At 36.0% G+C, this 17,492-nt stretch carries 19 protein-coding genes; 1 reads left to right on the plus strand and 18 read right to left on the minus strand.

The genetic code is table 11. The features are described 5' to 3' along the window. Positions 1–66: 66 nt before the first annotated feature. Positions 67–930 (minus strand): LysR family transcriptional regulator, encoded by an 864-nt coding sequence (locus tag HCJ50_RS02880; RefSeq protein ID WP_185345217.1) that lies wholly within the window; start codon positions 928–930, stop codon positions 67–69. Positions 931–1,156: 226 nt separating this feature from the next. Here HCJ50_RS02880 and nfsA point away from each other — a divergent pair, with 226 nt between their 5' ends. Then, a complete protein-coding gene (gene nfsA / locus HCJ50_RS02885; protein ID WP_185345219.1) occupies positions 1,157–1,894 on the plus strand; it encodes an oxygen-insensitive NADPH nitroreductase in 738 nt (245 codons plus the stop codon). A gap of 92 nt (positions 1,895–1,986) precedes the next feature. Here nfsA and HCJ50_RS02890 read toward each other — a convergent pair whose 3' ends face one another. The 17 genes from HCJ50_RS02890 to HCJ50_RS02970 form a co-directional block, all read right to left on the minus strand. After that, the gene (locus HCJ50_RS02890; protein WP_185338050.1) at positions 1,987–2,475 is read right to left on the minus strand and encodes a YpoC family protein; all 489 of its coding nucleotides are present in this window, start codon (positions 2,473–2,475) and stop codon (positions 1,987–1,989) included. Continuing rightward, positions 2,468–3,127 carry an endonuclease III gene (gene nth, locus HCJ50_RS02895; protein WP_185345455.1) on the minus strand — a complete coding sequence of 220 codons (660 nt, stop codon included), beginning with the start codon at positions 3,125–3,127 and terminating at the stop codon, positions 2,468–2,470. Before nth ends, HCJ50_RS02890 begins: the two co-directional genes overlap by 8 nt. A gap of 10 nt (positions 3,128–3,137) precedes the next feature. Beyond that, positions 3,138–3,857: a DnaD domain-containing protein gene (locus tag HCJ50_RS02900; RefSeq protein ID WP_185345221.1), complete on the minus strand. Its 720-nt coding sequence runs from the start codon at positions 3,855–3,857 to the stop codon at positions 3,138–3,140. Between the two features lie 148 nt (positions 3,858–4,005). Continuing rightward, a complete protein-coding gene (locus HCJ50_RS02905) occupies positions 4,006–4,662 on the minus strand; it encodes a DNA alkylation repair protein (protein ID WP_185345223.1) in 657 nt (218 codons plus the stop codon). Positions 4,663–4,797: 135 nt separating this feature from the next. Then, positions 4,798–6,090 carry an asparagine--tRNA ligase gene (asnS, locus tag HCJ50_RS02910; protein WP_185345225.1) on the minus strand — a complete coding sequence of 431 codons (1,293 nt, stop codon included), beginning with the start codon at positions 6,088–6,090 and terminating at the stop codon, positions 4,798–4,800. Positions 6,091–6,103: 13 nt separating this feature from the next. Next, on the minus strand, positions 6,104–7,285 hold the full coding sequence (locus HCJ50_RS02915; RefSeq protein WP_185345227.1) for a pyridoxal phosphate-dependent aminotransferase: 1,182 nt from the start codon (positions 7,283–7,285) through the stop codon (positions 6,104–6,106). 20 nt (positions 7,286–7,305) lie between these two features. Next, positions 7,306–7,827: a cell wall elongation regulator TseB-like domain-containing protein gene (locus HCJ50_RS02920; RefSeq protein WP_185345229.1), complete on the minus strand. Its 522-nt coding sequence runs from the start codon at positions 7,825–7,827 to the stop codon at positions 7,306–7,308. Positions 7,828–7,934: 107 nt separating this feature from the next. Then, the gene (dinG, locus tag HCJ50_RS02925) at positions 7,935–10,721 is read right to left on the minus strand and encodes an ATP-dependent DNA helicase DinG (protein ID WP_185345232.1); all 2,787 of its coding nucleotides are present in this window, start codon (positions 10,719–10,721) and stop codon (positions 7,935–7,937) included. A gap of 94 nt (positions 10,722–10,815) precedes the next feature. Continuing rightward, positions 10,816–11,199 (minus strand): aspartate 1-decarboxylase, encoded by a 384-nt coding sequence (gene panD / locus HCJ50_RS02930; RefSeq protein WP_185345234.1) that lies wholly within the window; start codon positions 11,197–11,199, stop codon positions 10,816–10,818. A 2-nt stretch (positions 11,200–11,201) separates the two neighbouring features. Next, positions 11,202–12,059 (minus strand): pantoate--beta-alanine ligase, encoded by an 858-nt coding sequence (panC, locus tag HCJ50_RS02935; protein WP_185345236.1) that lies wholly within the window; start codon positions 12,057–12,059, stop codon positions 11,202–11,204. A 4-nt stretch (positions 12,060–12,063) separates the two neighbouring features. Then, complete coding sequence (gene panB / locus HCJ50_RS02940; RefSeq protein WP_185345237.1) at positions 12,064–12,897, minus strand: 3-methyl-2-oxobutanoate hydroxymethyltransferase; 834 nt, start codon at positions 12,895–12,897, stop codon at positions 12,064–12,066. Positions 12,898–13,066: 169 nt separating this feature from the next. Then, positions 13,067–13,540 carry a thioredoxin family protein gene (locus HCJ50_RS02945; protein WP_185345239.1) on the minus strand — a complete coding sequence of 158 codons (474 nt, stop codon included), beginning with the start codon at positions 13,538–13,540 and terminating at the stop codon, positions 13,067–13,069. A 142-nt stretch (positions 13,541–13,682) separates the two neighbouring features. Next, the gene (locus HCJ50_RS02950) at positions 13,683–14,663 is read right to left on the minus strand and encodes a biotin--[acetyl-CoA-carboxylase] ligase (protein ID WP_185345241.1); all 981 of its coding nucleotides are present in this window, start codon (positions 14,661–14,663) and stop codon (positions 13,683–13,685) included. Then, positions 14,653–15,834 (minus strand): CCA tRNA nucleotidyltransferase, encoded by a 1,182-nt coding sequence (locus HCJ50_RS02955; RefSeq protein ID WP_185345243.1) that lies wholly within the window; start codon positions 15,832–15,834, stop codon positions 14,653–14,655. Before HCJ50_RS02955 ends, HCJ50_RS02950 begins: the two co-directional genes overlap by 11 nt. Before the next feature lie 15 nt (positions 15,835–15,849). Next, positions 15,850–16,254 carry a methylglyoxal synthase gene (gene mgsA, locus HCJ50_RS02960; protein ID WP_185345458.1) on the minus strand — a complete coding sequence of 135 codons (405 nt, stop codon included), beginning with the start codon at positions 16,252–16,254 and terminating at the stop codon, positions 15,850–15,852. 21 nt (positions 16,255–16,275) lie between these two features. Continuing rightward, positions 16,276–17,067, minus strand: coding sequence for a 4-hydroxy-tetrahydrodipicolinate reductase (gene dapB, locus HCJ50_RS02965; protein WP_185345245.1), 792 nt, complete (start codon positions 17,065–17,067; stop codon positions 16,276–16,278). Continuing rightward, positions 17,064–17,399, minus strand: coding sequence for a nucleotide pyrophosphohydrolase (locus HCJ50_RS02970; RefSeq protein ID WP_185345247.1), 336 nt, complete (start codon positions 17,397–17,399; stop codon positions 17,064–17,066). The genes dapB and HCJ50_RS02970 overlap by 4 nt, the downstream gene beginning before the upstream one ends. Positions 17,400–17,492 lie beyond the last annotated feature (93 nt).

A 17,492-nucleotide genomic window follows, 5' to 3' on the forward strand; every position in this document is an offset into this window, starting at 1 on the left:
CTTTTTCTTTATGCAATTAAATGCTCATTTTTCGATACTAAATAGAATTTTGCCATTGGTCTTGCTTTAGTTTTTAAAAACAGGTTTACTTTTTTCAATCAACCACTTTTCTGCACTTGAAATAGTATGATCTTTATGATAAATGAACATTTGTCGGAGTTCCGAATACTTATCGGGTAAAGTTTCATAAACCTGAATATTATATTTTACTGCGATACTTTCGGGAATTATTCCAATCCCTAGTTCATTTTTGCAAATATCAAAAAGTGTTTCAACGATATTAATTTCCGAGATAGAAGTATTTTGGATATTAAAATCATACATGAGTTTGGACAGCGCTCTATAAGAATAACATTGCTTACTAAAAACGTATAAGCGCTCTTCCGTTAATATTTTTTGCAGTGGTATTCCTTTTGTTTTACCAATGAAAACTAATTTATCACGCGACAGCATTTCAGATATGATTTGCTTGTTTTGAAATAAATTTTCCTTTTCCAGTTCAGCCACATAAGCAATCGTTAGTTCTCTATTTACTATTTTATGTATTAATTCATTGGTAGTTGCACTGACGATTGATAATTTTTTATTTGGAAACTGTGAATAGAAGTCTTTAATAATAGTATTAAATTGCATAGGAAAAGTGGACTGGGGAATACCAATCAAAATATTTTCTTCTTTGTTACTAATAATAGCAGTGGTTTCCTCCCAGAGCAAAATCATCTTTTTAAATTGTTGATAGAGTTTCTCCCCATTCTGAGTTAGTTCAACACCATTAGAGTGTCGAAAGAAGAGTTGAGTATCAAACTGTTGTTCTATATTTTTTATTTTATTAGACATATTAGATTGTAAATGCTGTAATTCACTTGCAGCGGCAGAAATACTTTTAAGTTCCGCAACTTTATTAAAAGCTCTCATATTCTCAATATCCATAATTTACTCCTTCTGATATCAAAATTAATGATACCTCTATATGATTTATGCATTTCAAATGATATTAAAAATAGATTATACTTTACTTACCATTTAAATTCAAGAAATCTAGTAAATACAAAAATCAAAGTATACCTAAAATTCAAGAAAAATGTTTGTATACTAGTTTTACTAAGTGGTGGGAAGTGAATTCAATTAATTTAGTGATACAATTGGAGGAGAAATAATGAATACTACTATTCAACAATTATTTAAGCATGTTTCCGTTCGAGAATTTAAAAAAGAGCCCTTATCTAATGAGGTCAAACAAACTTTAGTAGCTGCGGCCAGAAGTGGTGCAACATCCCATTTCGTTCAAGCTTTTTCTATTTTAGAAATTACGGATCCAGTGTTGCGGGAGAAATTAGCTGAGATTACGGATAGCGCTTCTTATGTCAAACAAACTGGAACCTTTTATGTGTTTGTTGGGGATTTATATCGCCAATCTAAACTTTTACTTGCAAACAATCAATCCTTAGAGGGCTTAAGAAATATGGAGTCTTTATTAGTGGGAGTGGTGGATGCAACAATTGCCGCTCAAAATATGGTTGTTGCAGCAGAATCATTAGAACTAGGATCCTGCTATATTGGTGGAATACGAAATGATATCGCAAAAATTTCTGAGTTATTAAATTTACCCCCATTTACGATACCGCTTTTCGGACTAACTATCGGCGTTCCGGCACACAAAAATCAAGTAAAACCACGTCTTTTACTTGAAAATCAAGTAAGCGAAAATCAATATCCTCATGAACAATTCGCAAATTTAAAAGAGTATGAAGCGTTAACAAGAGAATATTATGCCTTACGTGAAAAAAATGAACAACAAACTTCTTGGTCTGATAAGAATATAGATTTTTTTAAAGAGATACGAAGACCAGAAATTGCAGCTTTTTTGAAAAAACAGGGTTTTACGTTAAATTAAAATAGATTTGCGTTTGATTTCTAAATGGAAAAATACGTAACAAAAATCTAAAATCAGATTTTTGTTACGTATTTTTCTCATTAAACAGGAAATTATTTTTTCGCAATTAATTTACGCTGCTCTAGTACTAATTCATTTAACTGCCGAAATCCTAAATAAGTATTTCCACGCTTTAATACATATTCCAACCGTTCCTCTAAGTTTAATGGCTTCATATCAAGAGTACTAATTTGTTCCATCAAATTGTCTAGTTGAACCGGGCGATGATTACTCCAAAATAAAATGGATAAAAAAATACCAAGTGCATCTCTTACCACAACTGGAGCAGGTTTTTTATGTACTTTCAACTCTGCTTCCATACTTTCGGCCAAATTTGTCATATGTTTCGCAAGTTTTCGACAAGCTTTATCCGTTTGGTTTTTCCATGGGATAACGCCGCCACCTCTCGTATAAAATTGCTGTTCTTGCCAAAAAGGTAAGCCACTCACATAAATTGATTCTGGATCATATTCTTCTGCTACGACGTCCGGCGCAGGGAAATCTGGATGGGTTAACTCCACTGCATATTTAAATTCAGCCATCAAATCCCCTCTCTTTCGCTTGTTTTTTTCCTTCACGGCATAAATAAAGAAGCGGACATGTTGGGCATTCCGGCTTTCTTGCTTTACAATGATATCTACCAAAGAAAATCATATAGTGATGCGCATCGGACCATAGCTCTTTTGGTAATTTTCGTTTTAATGTTTCTTCTACTTCTACAACAGAATCTTTCCATCTACATATACCCAGCCGTTTACTAATTCGTTCTACGTGTGTATCAACAGCAATCGCAGGTACACCAAAACCTACTGATAATACGACATTAGCAGTTTTTCTACCTACGCCTGGTAAGGTTTCTAGTTCTTTATGTGTCCGCGGTACTTCCCCGTTAAATTCAGTTAGTAGTTGTTGTGATAAGCCTTGAATATTTTTTGCTTTATTTCGATATAAACCAATGGAGCGAATATCATCCATTAATTCTTCCAAAGAAACAGCTAAATAATCTTCTGGTTTATGGTATTTTTCAAAAAGAGAAGCTGTTACACGGTTTACTAGCACATCCGTACATTGTGCTGATAAAACCACTGCTACTAGCAATTCAAATGTATTTTTATGAACTAACTCACAGTGAGCAGCTGGAAACATTTGGGCCATTTCTTCTATGCATAATACTGTTTGTTTATTAGTTAGCAATTTAGTTACTTCACCCTTTTCTTTTTTCAAGCCAGTCATATAATGGAATCGAACCGGCGCTTTTTTTCACTTCTTCTTTCTTTATTGTTTGCGTAGTTTTTCCGTTTTGATGAAACTCTTCTGCAACTCGTTTGGCATCTTCTACGGTTTTTACACCTTGTTTCGTCCAATTAAGTAAAATCCTATCAATATAGCGGAAATTTAATTTTTGTGAAATAACCGCTTCTTTTAATGCTTCTTTTATTAGCTCAGGACTGGTTTCATCTTGGTCTAACCAAGCAGACAACATTTCTGCTTCCATCGGTGAAAGTGGTCGTCCAAATTCAGCTTCAAAAAGGCTATATAAATTGGTTTGTTTTTCGATTTGCTTTTCTTGTCTACCTTCTGCTTCGATATTTTCATATAAAGCTGCGAGTTTCCCCCAAAGTGGCGCTAAACTATAACGTTCGGAAATCATTTGAGAAGCATCTTGGCTTTGTTCAATAGCAATCATCCCTTTTTTTAAAAGCGAATCCATTATTTTAATTGTTTCTTCTAATCGTAATGTTGTTCGCTCTGTTAACATCTCCATAGAAGGGAAAAATTCAGCATTCGCAGCAAAGGATTGAATTTGAAGTAATAACATCATTTCTAGTTCATTTAAGCCAACTACAGTATAATTTTTCACTAACACTTGTGGCAAAGTTACTTGCCCTTCATTCATCCAGTTTTCAAGCATTTTTGGATTCATTTTAAACACCTCACTACAAAATTATAACATGGTTTTCAGGTGAAAAATATAAAAGTAGTGATAAAATAATGAAATCCAATAGAAAATGCATTTATCACCAGAAAAAAAATTAGCAGACTACTCTCCTAATTTTCTCCAGTAACGCTTTTTATTTCGTTTGTCGTTTTTTTACTTCTATTGCGATGAACTCTGGTAAATAGTCAGGTGTACATCCTTTTGCAACTACCTCATCTTTGTAAAGTCCTGTTTTTTCTCCAATGTTAATACAACGTGCCCGATATTTCTCCTCATAAACGCCTATCCAAGCAGCCGTAAAATTCATTGCCCACTTTACTTCTGGTTCCTCTTGCAATATGGATCTTTCTATCACAGACAACAAGTCTTCCGTATTATCAGGTGGTGTTTGTCCCGTCCATCTAAGACGTGCTTGATAATACCAGTAAGTGCGTCTTTGCATAGAAGAAAGACTGTTTTCCCAGCTCTTCATAAGTGCAATAGTCTTTTTATCTTTCATCAGCTGATTGGCCATTAACCAATCCATTAAATTATTTCGTTCATTATAAGAATGAATCTGCATATCTTTATCCAATTGATTTAAAAAAGCTTGATCAAGCGCTTTTTTATCCATAATTAAAATCGCTAATAGTCTTGGAAAATATTCTTTTGTTGACCAAAGTTCCATAGCCAGCTCATGATCTTTTTTGTATACTTTTGCGAGTTTCCTAATATCACCCAGCTTTGTTTTTTCATCAAATTCCTTTAAAATAGCTGCAACTTCTGAAGTACGCTTACTTTTCTTATCCATCTTTATCATCCTCCGTTATTACATATATTTTAACTACTCACTATAATTGATGATAAACCTATTTACTTATTTATATAGTAGCATAAAAAATAGAGACATATTTATTATGCCTCTATCTTAAATGAAATTATTTTATTATGGATATAAACGATTTAGTAAACGTGGGAATGGAATAGTTTCACGAACATGTTCCGTTCCTGAAATCCATGCAACTGTCCGTTCAAGTCCAAGTCCAAAGCCTGAATGTGGAACTGAACCATAGCGAGCTAAATCAATATACCAGCTATAAGCTTCTTGGTCTAAATCAAAGTCTTTCATCCGTGCTTGCAGTGTTTCTAAGTCATGAATACGTTCAGAACCACCAATGATTTCACCGTAACCTTCTGGCGCAATCATATCAGCACATAGTACCACTTGATCATTTTCTGGATCTTCTGGCATATAAAATGGTTTAATTGCTTTTGGATAGTGAGTAATAAAAACTGGTTTTTCAAAGCTATCCGCAATGGCTGTTTCATGTGGAGCTCCAAAATCATCACCCCAAACAATATCATCAAAGCCTAATTTGTGTAATAAATCAATTGCTTCTGTGTAAGTAATCCGCGGAAACGGTGCAACCATTTTTTCTAAATGCGTTATATCGCGTCCAAGGCGGTCAAGTTCCAAGCGACAATTATCAAGTACTGCTTTCACTAAAAAGGCCACATAGTTTTCTTGCACTTTTAAACTATCTTCCAATTTATAAAATGCCATCTCTGGTTCAATCATCCAGAATTCAATTAAATGACGACGTGTTTTTGATTTTTCAGCGCGGAATGTTGGACCAAAGGAGAATACTTTACCAAATGCCATCGCAGCAGCTTCCATATATAATTGACCACTTTGAGAAAGAAAAGCATCTTCATCAAAATATTTGGTATGGAAAAGTTCGGTTGTTCCTTCTGGTGCACTACCAGTCAAAATTGGTGGATCAATTTTTAAAAAACCTTCTTGATTGAAAAATTCGTATGTAGCGCGAATAATTTCATTTCGAATTTTCATAATCGCATGTTGCCGATTAGAACGTAACCATAAATGACGATGGTCCATCAAGAATTCTGTTCCATGCTCTTTTGGTGTAATTGGATAGTCATGAGATTCACTAATTACTTCCACACCAGAAACAGCCATCTCATAACCAAACGGAGAGCGTGTATCTTCGTTAATTGTACCTGTAACAAAAAGGCTTGTTTCTTGGGTTAACGTTTTTGCATCAGCAAAAACTTCTTCGCCCACTTCTGCTTTTACGACAACGCCTTGCATAAAACCAGTTCCATCACGTAATTGCAAGAAAGCAATTTTACCACTTGAGCGTTTATTCGCTAGCCATGCACCTATTGTTACTTCTTTTCCGACAAATTCGGATGCTTGATTAATTGTTATTTTCACTTGTCTACACTCCCTAATTCATAAAACTTTTTATTCGATTTATAGCTTCTTGGAATAAGTCTGGATTTGTCGCATAAGAAAGGCGTATATAATCGGGCATCCCAAATCCTGAGCCGGGAATGACTGCGACTTTCGCTTCTTCCAAAAGAGCTGCTACAAAAGCATCTACATCCTGAAAACCTTTTTTATCGGCCGCTTCTTTTGCATCAATAAAGAAGTAAAAAGCGCCATCGGGTTTTTTGGGTTTAAATCCTGGAATACTTTTTAATTCTGGGTAAAAGCGTTCCATTCGTGCTTCAAAAGCTTGATACATTTTTTCAGGAATTTCTTGGCTACCAACATAAGCTTCTAGCGCTGCATATTGTGCATTAGCAGTAGGATTACTCGTCATATGATCCGCAAGTTTACTCATTCCAGCAATGATTTCTTTATTCGCAGCAGCGTAGCCAATTCGCCAACCTGTCATTGAATAAGCTTTCGATACGCCGTTAATGAGAATTGTTAAATCGTACAAGCGGTCGCTTAAACTTGCAATCGAAACCAGCTCTTGCTTATTGCCATAATATAACTTTTCATAAATTTCATCTGACACAATATAAATTTGATGCTTTTCTGCTACAGTCCCAATTTCCGCTAACTCTTTTTTACTATAACACATACCGGATGGATTATTGGGTGAGTTTAGAACAACTGCTTTGGTTTTTTCTGTAATTGCTTGCTCAAAATCGTTTGCAGACATTTTAAAATCTGCATCAAAACCTGTTTCTACAAAAACAGGAACTCCCCCAGCTAATTTGACTTGCTCTGGATAAGTAACCCAATAAGGAACAGGAATAATAACTTCATCACCTGGATCTAATATCGTTTGAAACGCGGAATATAACACATGTTTTGCACCAGTTCCTACAAAAATTTGATTTGTTGCATAGGTTAATGACTGGTCTTTTGCTAATTTATCCACAATAGCTTGCTTTAAATCAATAATCCCACTTGAAGGTGTATATTTAGTGAATCCTTTTTCCATAGACTCCACCGCTGCATCAATTATATTTTGCGGAGTATTAAAATCTGGCTCCCCAGCACCTAATCCGATAACATCTATTCCTTCTTGTTTCATTTGTTTCGCTTTTGCCGTAATCGCAAGCGTTGGCGACGGTGCCACTCCTTTGACACGGCTAGATAAAGGTAATTCCATTTAGTTCCCTCCTCTTATTTTTACAAATTCTCTATTTCTCGGTACCATTCACCTGTTTCAAAGTCAATGTCAAAATAATTTAGGTTATCGTTTTTATCTAAATAAGCCACTTCCCAAATTGGCGTACCTTTTTCCATGCCTAAATTAGCATGTAATATTTTTGTTGGATTTTTTTCTTTCTCGACTTTATCACGAGCTTGTTGTTCCGAGATACCGTCAGAGGCAAATTTCACATAGACTTTACCTGATTTTTTCTTAGGAACCCAAACAATGATATTTTCCTTCTTGCTGTTCTTACCTGTTAATACGTAATACACTTCTTGCGGACCATTGTATAAATAAAATTGATCCGTTGATTTTAAGTCCACTTGACCGCTTATTCGGTCTAAAGCTTCCTTTTCTGCATCTGATACTGGTTTTTCTGCATATCGAAAATACAGAAAAGCCGCCACAATAAGCACAATAATTATGCCGAGAATAATCGCTATCCATTTACCGATCTTACGCTTAGGTTTTCTATTTCGCAAAATAATCTCGCTCATTTCTATTTCTAAATTACCGGTAAATTACCCGGCGTATGCATTTTCATTTTCGCATAGATACATTATAGCAATAGCCGCCGTATATTTGAAGTCATATTAAGAAAAATTTAACCTTCCTTAAAGAATTCACTAACTTCTTCTAGTAAAACTGCTTGCTTTCCTTTTAAAATGGGGGCATTAGGAATAGAATCTAAAAATGCTTTTCCAAATCTAGTAGTATCCACTCGATTATCAAAAATAAAGACAATACCACGGTCAGACTCCCGTCGAATTAAACGGCCAAAGCCTTGTTTAAAGCGAAGAACTGCTTCTGGTAAGGAGTAGGTTTGAAAAGCATTTTCACCACGTTCTTTTCGTAAGGCAATTTGCGCTTTTGTATAAGGATCATCCATCGGCGCAAACGGTAACCTAACAATAATAAGACATGATAAGTCCTCTCCTGGAATATCAATCCCTTCCCAAAAACTTGTCGTCCCTAATAAAATGGCCTTATCAAACATTTGAAATTGTTTCGTAAGTCTTGCCGCACTACCTGCTGAAACCCCCTGTGCAAGCAACACATATTCTTCCAACGACTTCTCATTTTTCATGTGATAATACGTTTTTTGCAGCATTTCAGAGGCTGTAAATAGGACTAGCATTCGTCCATTTGTTTTGACAGCAATATGCCTAATATATTTTGCTAGCTCGGTTGTATAGCGTTCGATTGGTGTATCTTTAATTGATGGCATATCATCAGGAATCATCACTCGAGCATTTTTCTGATAGTCAAAGGGGGAAGGAATTCGTTTTTCTATAATTTGTTCTTCTTCCAAACCTAAGCTTTTCCGTAAAAAGTCAAACTTACCATTAACTGTTAATGTAGCCGAAGTCATAATGACACTTTCTTTCTTGGCAAAAAATTCTTTTCCAAGAGTGGGCTCTACTTCCATTAAAACTGCTTTAAGTCGAATACTTGATACAGAATGTTTTTTGTCTGCTTGCAAGTAAATCGTTAAAATGGGGGATTTTTTATGTAGCATTTGTTCCAATTGATTGACGATATTCTTCCAATCAAGTAAGAACGCATACATTTCCTCTAAAAAAGCACTTTCCGCTACACCTAGTTCGTCTTCTTCTGCTTTTCCTTGAGCAAGTAAAGTTTCCATATTTTTCTCAGATTCTTGAAGCAAAAGGAGTACTTTTTCTGCAGCATAATACACCGCGTCATCCCAAGCATCCTTTTCGCTATTTTCCACAAGTATCACTTCTTGCAAATTTTTACGAGCATAATTTAGTTGCATTTTTAGGAGATTAAAAAATTCTTCTACTGCTTCTCCAAGTTTCATCGCTGCAATGTCTAAATCATACAAACTATCTGCATCTGGAAAGGCCATTGACAGTCGTGTTAATAACGAATATTTATCTAAAGATCCTAACTGATTTAAGAAATATTTTAATTTGCGATATGAAAGCACGAAACTACCCTGTGTTCTAGCGCTATCGGCAAAATGGTGGGCTTCATCAATTACCGCAAAAGCATATTTTGGTAGGGTTTCTCTTCCTGAAAAATGATCATTCAACAAAAGCGCGTGATTCACAATAACTAAATCTGCATTTTTGGCTTGTTCGACATTAAATTTATAAAAATCATGCACTAGCCATGGATCATGTTTTTCAGAAAGAAACCAACCAGTATGTTTCATCCGATTCCAAAATAGCTCCCCACCACTAGATAAATTTACTTCATCAATATCTCCCGTTGTAGTCTCTGTAAGCCAAACGAGTAATTTTAATTTCGTTACAACAACATCATATTGTGTGTCCACTTCTTCTAGTAATTGTTCGAACTTAAATAGATTCAAATAATGGTCGCGGCCTTTAAGTAAACTCGCCCTTACTTCAAAACCAGTTAATTTTGTAAGTAGCGAGACATCTTTTTCAAATAATTGTGCTTGGAGTAAATTCGTATATGTACTAATAACAACCGGTAACTTCGCTTGTTTTGCTTGATAAATCGCCGGCAAAAAATAACCAAGTGATTTACCGATTCCAGTCCCTGCTTCGATTAAAGCATGCTTACCAGATTTCATCGCTTGGAAAACAAGATTCATCATTTCAAATTGTCCCGTTCTTGTATATAGTGGTGCGCCAGCTTTTTGAAAAAGCGCAACTTTATCTGCATCGGTTTCAGGAAAATCAAGCAAATCCGACCGGTTATAACTAGGCCGTTCTACTGATTTTTTACGAATAACTAAGCTTCGGTGCTCTATAAATTTTGGCTCTAAAGGCTGGTTAGCACGTTCTTTTTTCATTTCTATATCGAATAAAAGTTCCGGTAAATAGCTTTTTAGACTTCCGGAAACGGTAGTCATTTGTCTGATCACTGGAAGAGGCAATTCCTCTAATTTTTGAAGTAATAATAGTAGTAAATCTGCTGTTACTTCAGCGTCACTGTCGGCTTGGTGCGGCTTATCATGGCCAAGACCGAATTCATCCGATAAATCCTGCAATTTGTAACTATCAATTCCTGGATACATAATTCTCGCTAATTCCACTGTATCTAATTTCTTCATTTTTCCAAGAGAAATTCCCGCACGATTCATTTCTCTCTCCAAAAATGTCCAATCAAAGGAAACATTGTGTGCAACAAATATTGTATCTTCTAATAAACTAGCAATAATAGGTGCTACATCTTCAAATAAAGGAGCATCTTTTACATCTTTTGGAGAAATTCCCGTTAATTCTTGAATAAAGGCAGGAATTGGTCTTTCTGGATTTAAAAAAGTAGCGTAGGTTTCGAGTCGTTTGCCAGATTCTACAAAACAAGCAGCGAACTGAATAATCCTGTCATCACGTGAAGCTTGGTTCCCTGTTGTTTCTAGATCTACTACTATATAACGTTTCTCTTTCATCCGCCAACCTCTTTCTAAACTTCTTTTATTCAAAAACTAGCGTAGTAAACAAACGAGCAGCTTGAGCAAAAAATCACTCAAGCTTCCCGAATTGCTATAAAGTCGTATGCGCTTTTTCTTCTGGAAGAATCATTTCAATTTGGTTCTTTTCATCTAATACTACAATTTTTGGTTCATGTGCACTTACTTCTTCTGCGGTAAACATACCATAACTGATAATAATTACTACATCACCTACTTGCACATGCCTTGCAGCAGCACCATTTAGGCAAATCACCCCACTACCAGGTTCTCCTGGAATAATATAGGTTTCTATTCTTGCACCATTATTATTATTAACAATTTGTACTTTTTCATTTGGGCGCATATCCACTGCTTCTAGTATAACTGAATCAATGGTAATACTGCCTACATAATTTAGATTGGCTTCTGTAACTGTTGCTCGGTGAATTTTGCCATTCATCATTGTTCTAATCATTTTTACCGCCTCTTTACATTTATTAATTCGTTATCAATTAAACGAGCTTTGGAATATTTCACTGCAGCTGCAATAATAATGCCTTTAGTCCAGTCCGTTACAGGTGTAAATTCTGGATAGGAATAGATTGCTAAATACGCTATTTTTTCATGTGCTGTTTGCTGATTTATTGTTGCAGTCATTTGTTGAATAATATTTGTTTCATTCGTAACTCCAGATTCAATTAAGCTACGTCCAAGTGTGAGTGCTTTATGAATAACTGGTGCTTCTTTACGCTCAAGCTCACTTAAATACACATTTCGCGAGCTTTTTGCTAGTCCGTCCGCTTCTCTAACAGTAGGTATTATCCGAAGATTGACTGGGAAAAAGTAGTCTTCTACCAAACCAGAAACAACGGCTACTTGTTGGGCATCTTTTTGTCCAAAATAGGCATTATTAGGACTTACTAAGTGAAATAATTTCGTAAGCACGGTGATAACGCCATCAAAATGGCCTTCTCGGTCCGCACCGTCTAGAACAGATACACGTTTTTCTACATGCAACTTAGTAGCAAGCTCACCTGGATATATTTCTTCTACGGATGGAATAAATAAAATATCTACACCGCCTTGTTCAGCAAGTGTACTATCATGAACTTCATCACGTGGATATGCATCAAAATCTTCGTTAGGTCCAAATTGGGTTGGATTGACAAAAACACTCATTACTACAAAATCATTTTCTTTTCTAGCATGGCTGACAAGGCTCATATGTCCTTCATGTAAAAATCCCATTGTTGGTACAAAACCAATAGTTTGATTGGCTTTTTTTTGGTTAATGATTGCCTCTTGTAGTTCTTTTCTGCTTCGAATGATTAACATTATCTTATTCCTTTCCGTATAGGCCCTTTAAATCTTCTTCAGCCATCGTAAAGCTATGTTTTACTTCAGGAAATGTTCTCGCTTTTACTTCCTTCACATAATTTGAAAGTGCGGATTCGATGGTTTCATCAATATCTGCATATGCTTTCACAAATTTTGCCCGTCGACTAATTCCGTAACCAACCATATCGTGATAAACAAGAACTTGTCCGTCTGTTTCAACACCAGCACCAATACCAATAGTTGGGATAGAAAGCGCCTTTGTTACTTTTTCGGCCAGCTGACGAGGGATTGCTTCTAAAACAACAGCAATAGCTCCTGCTGCCTCAACTGCTAAGGCATTTTCAATTAGTTCTTGCGCTTCTTCTGCTGATTTAGCTCGAACTTTGTAACTTCCTGTAAGTCCCACGCTTTGTGGTGTTAAGCCAAGATGAGCAACTACTGGTGCGCCGGCTTCTGTTAATCGAGCAATTTTGTTGATAACTTCTTTGGCGCCTTCAAGCTTAACTGCCTGGGCCCCACTTTCCTGAATGATTCGACGTGCATATTGTATTGTCTCATCCACCGATCCATGGTAAGTCATAAATGGCATATCTGTTACAACAAATGTGTTAGGTGCGCCACGCTTCACCGCTTTTGTATGGTGAATCATATCTTCCACTGTGACTGGAACTGTAGAATCATAGCCTAAAACTACCATTCCAAGCGAATCCCCAACTAAAATCATATCAGCATCTGCTTGTTCCACATTCTTTGCAGAAGGATAATCATAAGCGGTAATCATCGTTATTTTTTCTTCATTTTCTTTCATAGCAAAAAAATCTACTGGTTTTTTCATTTTCTTAGCTCCTTTTCGTCCCTGTTAGATTACTTTAATCAAGGCAAAAAACATATTTTGGGTAAGTAGCGGTAGTATGATCCTAAATTAGGTATCATCCATTCATTGCTACCATATGTATAATAACATAAATATGCACTTACTTAAAGTATGCAAATTGGAGAGGAAACTACTCTTTGACCTCCCCGCTTGCTTTATTCATCCAGTCTGTTAATTTTTCAGGTTCATCTGTTGCTTCATAGGTGGATGCTACTTTTCCTTCTTTTAAATACACTAGTGTTGGTACTGATTCAATACCCATTTTCTTTAAAAGCGCGGTCATATCCTCACGACTTTTTTCGGATGCTTTATCGGTATTATAATAAGCTAATGGCTCTTCTAATTGTCGTGTTTCTAGTTCTTTTTTTAGGATAGGTTGAAAAGCTTGGCAGTCGGCACATGTTGGGCGTCCAACATAGACAAAACCTGTATTTTTATTTGACATTTTCTGTTTAAAATCGCTTGTAGAAATGGTTTTTAAAAAGGTGGCACTTTCTTTTTCTGTTTCTTTTACTTTATTCTCTGCTTCTTCTTTATTGTCTCCGCATGCGCCAAGAGCTAGCACTACAGTCATCATCACTAACAAGACTATTATTTTTTTCATAAACACAACTCCTTGAACTGATTATACTCGATTTTTTTCAAAAAATAAAAACTCGAAAAAGTGGTTTTCACACTATAAATTCGAGTTAAAAGATATGTTTTTCATTATTAAACAAGGATAAAATAAGTTTTTAATAGGCAAATTATTTATTTTCACTATCCAGTAAAATATCTGCTGAATAAATGGAATGTACTTCTCCAAGAGCGTCTTGTAATAGCAATACTCCTTCATCAGAAATACCTTTTACATGTCCATAAATATTGCCTTTAGTTGTACTTGCTGTTAATTTTTCTCCAAATGGGATTGCTTTTGTTTCCCATAAAAGCTTAATTGGTGCAAAACCTTTATCTAGAAAAAGTTGATAATACTTTTCTAAGGAGGTTAAAATTTCTTGTAATAATGCTTTTCTAGAAACAGGTGTACCTAACTCTAATTGTAGCGAACTTGCTTTATCTTTGATTTCTTCTGGGAACTGTTGTTGATTGACATTAATACCCATGCCAATAATGACAGCATGGATAGTTTCTGCTTCTGCTTGCATTTCGGTTAAAACACCACATATTTTTCGTTTTCCAATATAAATATCATTTGGCCACTTGATTTTCGGCTCTAGTTTTGTGATATTTTCAATTGCTTCTATGATGGCGAGGGAAGCAATAAAGGTGAATTGCGGTACTTTTTGAATGGGGATTTGTGGTTTTAAAATCACACTCATCCAAATACCTTCTCCTTTTTTTGAGTCCCATGGTCTTAGTAAACGCCCTTTGCCAGCAGTTTGTTCATTAGCGACAATGACGGTTCCTTCTGGGCTTGAATCAATTTGCTGATGAGCGATAATTTGGGTAGAGGCAACCGACTCATGTATTTCTAAGTGCTGACCGATAAATTGTGTCTCCAAACCAAGAAGCAATGCATCTTTTGTGTATTGTTCAGGTGTTGCCGACAAGCGGTAACCACGATTTCTAATTGCTTCTATTTCGAAGCCTTCCTTTCGAAGTGACTCCATTTGCTTCCAAACTGCTGTACGTGAGCAACCTAAGCTATCCGCAATTTCTTGTCCAGATAAATAGGTGTCGTTACTTTCTGTAAATAGAGCGAGTAATTTTTCCCGATTATTCTTCATGATAGCCTAGCCACCTTTTTATTGCATTTTTTTCGTTATTAATTTCCTTTAAAATGACAGCTTGCTCGATTTTATCAAGTGTTTCTTTCATCCACGGTCCAGCCTGCTTTCCTGACCAGTTTAAAATATCGGCACCAGTTATTGCAAGTTCTTTTTTGGAATGGATAGGGAGCGCTTGATAAGCTTTATGAAGCAATTCTAATTGGCTTTCCCCAAACCGAATACTATTTATTTCATCTACTAATGAAAAGGCTGTTATTCCAGCATGATAAAGTTCTTCTTTGGACCAATCTTGCTTATTAGTTAGTGCATATGAATATGTTTTATTCACCAATTGAACTGTCTTATTTGGTAATTTCCAGGCTTTTAAAAAAGTAGTGATATTACTTGGTTTTACTGCAATAGCTAGTCCTAACCAAATAGCCACTTCTGTGGTTCGATTTTCCCAGTCCCAACTAGCAAATTGTTCCAGTGCGACTTTTTCTCCTTTTAACCCCGGCAAAAAAGATTCCATTTCCACTTTTAATAAAAGTTCCATTGCACGTTTTAACGCTGGCCCTTTGATCATTTTCACCCATTCTACTGTTATTCGTTCAACTGATGTATGCTTCAACAAATCAATGTGTTTTTGTAAGGCAGTCGCTGTTTCTTCCTCTAAATAAAAATCTAATTGACTAAGAAAACGAACCGCTCGCATCATTCTAAGGGCATCTTCGTGAAAGCGCTCAAAAGCTTTGCCGACAGCTTTAATTTCCTTTTTTTGAATAGAAATTTGACCTGAAAACGGGTCATGTAATTCGAAGTTTTCGTCCATTGCAATAGCATTCATCGTAAAATCTCGTCGTAATAAATCTTCTTCTAATGAACGAATAAAAGTTACTTCACTTGGGCGGCGATAATCTTCATAGGCACCTTCTGTTCGAAAAGTAGTTACTTCATAGTTTTCCTTATTTTCTCTTACAGTAACTGTTCCATGAGCAATCCCCGTATCATAAGTCGCTGGGAAAATCATTTTCACTTCTTCTGGAAAAGCACTAGTAGCAATATCAACATCGGAAATCGTTCTATTTAGTAAGTAATCTCTGACAGATCCGCCAACAAAATACGCTTCAAATCCCGCAGCAGTCAATTTTTGCAATACAGGAAGCGCCTTTTTAAAAACGTCATTCATCTGTCAACCGCTCCTTTATTCATCGTTTCTTCGTAAATCTCGCCAATCAAGAAAACCAGCGCCTAACCCACGAATCAAAATTTCTGCTGTTCCAATATTTGTAGCAAGTGGAATTTCGTATACATCACAAAGTCGAATTAATGCCGTAACATCAGGTTCATGTGGTTGTGCAGTTAACGGGTCGCGCAAGAAAATAACTAAATCCATTTTATTTTCAGAGATGCGGGCACCAATTTGTTGGTCTCCGCCAAGTGGTCCTGATTTAAAACGATTAACAGTTAGGCCAGTAGCTTCCATGACACGTAAACCCGTTGTACCTGTTGCGTATAATTCATGTGGCTCTAGTAGATGTTTATATGCAGTCGCAAATCCTACCATCAACTCTTTTTTCTCGTCGTGTGCAATTAATGCGATATGCATCTCCATCACCATCACCAATCCTTAGTCTAAAATATTTTCTAAGCCATAAATAAGTGTTTCTAACTCTTTTGTTTTACGAACAGCAAGTGCTACTCCGGACATAAAGGAAACTCTGTCGTATGAGTCATGGCGCAATGTTAAGCCTTGACCTTCTGCACCAAAAATCACTTCTTGATGCGCAACAAGACCAGGTAAGCGGACACTATGAATTCGCATTCCTTCAAATTCTCCGCCTCTTGCCCCTTCAATCAACTCCACTTCTTCTTCTGCACCTTGTTTGACATAATCTCGTACTTCCGCCATCATTTCCGCCGTTTTAACCGCCGTACCACTTGGCGCATCTAATTTATTATCATGATGTAATTCAATAATTTCTACATTAGGAAAATACTTTGCTGCTTTTTGGGCAAATTGCATCATTAAAACTGCTCCTACAGCAAAATTCGGTGCAATCACAGCGCCAATTTTTTTAGCTTCTGCCATTTTTCTAAGTTCTGCAATTTGTTCAGCTTGAAACCCTGTCGTTCCAACTACAGCACGAACGCCATGTTCTATAATGGTTTTTGTATTATTATACCCAACTTTAGGTGTTGTAAAATCTACCACACAATCAGGTTTTGATTCTTCTAACATAGTAGCCAAATCACTATAAACTGGAACATCTACAGTGCTAAACTCTGCTATTTCACAAATATTTTTTTCTTTTGGTTTATGATCAAGTACAGCAATAAGTTCTAAGCCCTCTTCTTTTAAAATCGTTTTTACAACCTCATGTCCCATTCTTCCTTTAAATCCTGATACTGCTACTTTCATTCTGATTGTTCCTCCTTTTTAGTCCAGCGATTTCTATCGCGTTCTTTAAATTTCGTCATTACGGTATCATGGGCTTGTTCCATATCAATACCAAGCGAATTAGCCATACAAGTAAGTACGAATAAGCAATCACCAAGTTCTTCTGCAACTGTTTTTTCAGGTTCACTTGATTTTTTTGGCTTTTCTCCATAATAATGATTAATTTCACGAGCTAATTCACCCGTTTCTTCTGTAATTCGCGCCATCATTGCTAGTGGGGAAAAATAACCTTCCTCGAAACCACCAATGAAGTCATCCACTTCTTTTTGTATTTCTAGCATTGTTTTCGCCATAGGTTCCCCTCCTTTTTATGTTAAACTGAAATTGGTTTTAAATCCATAATTGTTAACTTCATTTCATTATACCTAAACAAATACGCACAAGTC

The organism is Listeria immobilis (assembly GCF_014322765.1).
Lineage (GTDB): Bacteria > Bacillota > Bacilli > Lactobacillales > Listeriaceae > Listeria > Listeria immobilis.

Coding starts and splice junctions, on each gene's coding strand:
- HCJ50_RS02880 (WP_185345217.1), bottom strand. CDS start 930: ATGGATATTGAGAATATGAGAGCTTTTAATAAAGTTGCGGAACTTAAA.
- nfsA (WP_185345219.1), top strand. CDS start 1,157: ATGAATACTACTATTCAACAATTATTTAAGCATGTTTCCGTTCGAGAA.
- HCJ50_RS02890 (WP_185338050.1), bottom strand. CDS start 2,475: ATGGCTGAATTTAAATATGCAGTGGAGTTAACCCATCCAGATTTCCCT.
- HCJ50_RS02900 (WP_185345221.1), bottom strand. CDS start 3,857: ATGAATCCAAAAATGCTTGAAAACTGGATGAATGAAGGGCAAGTAACT.
- HCJ50_RS02905 (WP_185345223.1), bottom strand. CDS start 4,662: ATGGATAAGAAAAGTAAGCGTACTTCAGAAGTTGCAGCTATTTTAAAG.
- HCJ50_RS02915 (WP_185345227.1), bottom strand. CDS start 7,285: ATGGAATTACCTTTATCTAGCCGTGTCAAAGGAGTGGCACCGTCGCCA.
- HCJ50_RS02920 (WP_185345229.1), bottom strand. CDS start 7,827: ATGAGCGAGATTATTTTGCGAAATAGAAAACCTAAGCGTAAGATCGGT.
- dinG (WP_185345232.1), bottom strand. CDS start 10,721: ATGAAAGAGAAACGTTATATAGTAGTAGATCTAGAAACAACAGGGAAC.
- panD (WP_185345234.1), bottom strand. CDS start 11,199: ATGATTAGAACAATGATGAATGGCAAAATTCACCGAGCAACAGTTACA.
- panC (WP_185345236.1), bottom strand. CDS start 12,059: ATGTTAATCATTCGAAGCAGAAAAGAACTACAAGAGGCAATCATTAAC.
- panB (WP_185345237.1), bottom strand. CDS start 12,897: ATGAAAAAACCAGTAGATTTTTTTGCTATGAAAGAAAATGAAGAAAAA.
- HCJ50_RS02945 (WP_185345239.1), bottom strand. CDS start 13,540: ATGAAAAAAATAATAGTCTTGTTAGTGATGATGACTGTAGTGCTAGCT.
- HCJ50_RS02950 (WP_185345241.1), bottom strand. CDS start 14,663: ATGAAGAATAATCGGGAAAAATTACTCGCTCTATTTACAGAAAGTAAC.
- HCJ50_RS02955 (WP_185345243.1), bottom strand. CDS start 15,834: ATGAATGACGTTTTTAAAAAGGCGCTTCCTGTATTGCAAAAATTGACT.
- mgsA (WP_185345458.1), bottom strand. CDS start 16,254: ATGCATATCGCATTAATTGCACACGACGAGAAAAAAGAGTTGATGGTA.
- dapB (WP_185345245.1), bottom strand. CDS start 17,067: ATGAAAGTAGCAGTATCAGGATTTAAAGGAAGAATGGGACATGAGGTT.
- HCJ50_RS02970 (WP_185345247.1), bottom strand. CDS start 17,399: ATGGCGAAAACAATGCTAGAAATACAAAAAGAAGTGGATGACTTCATT.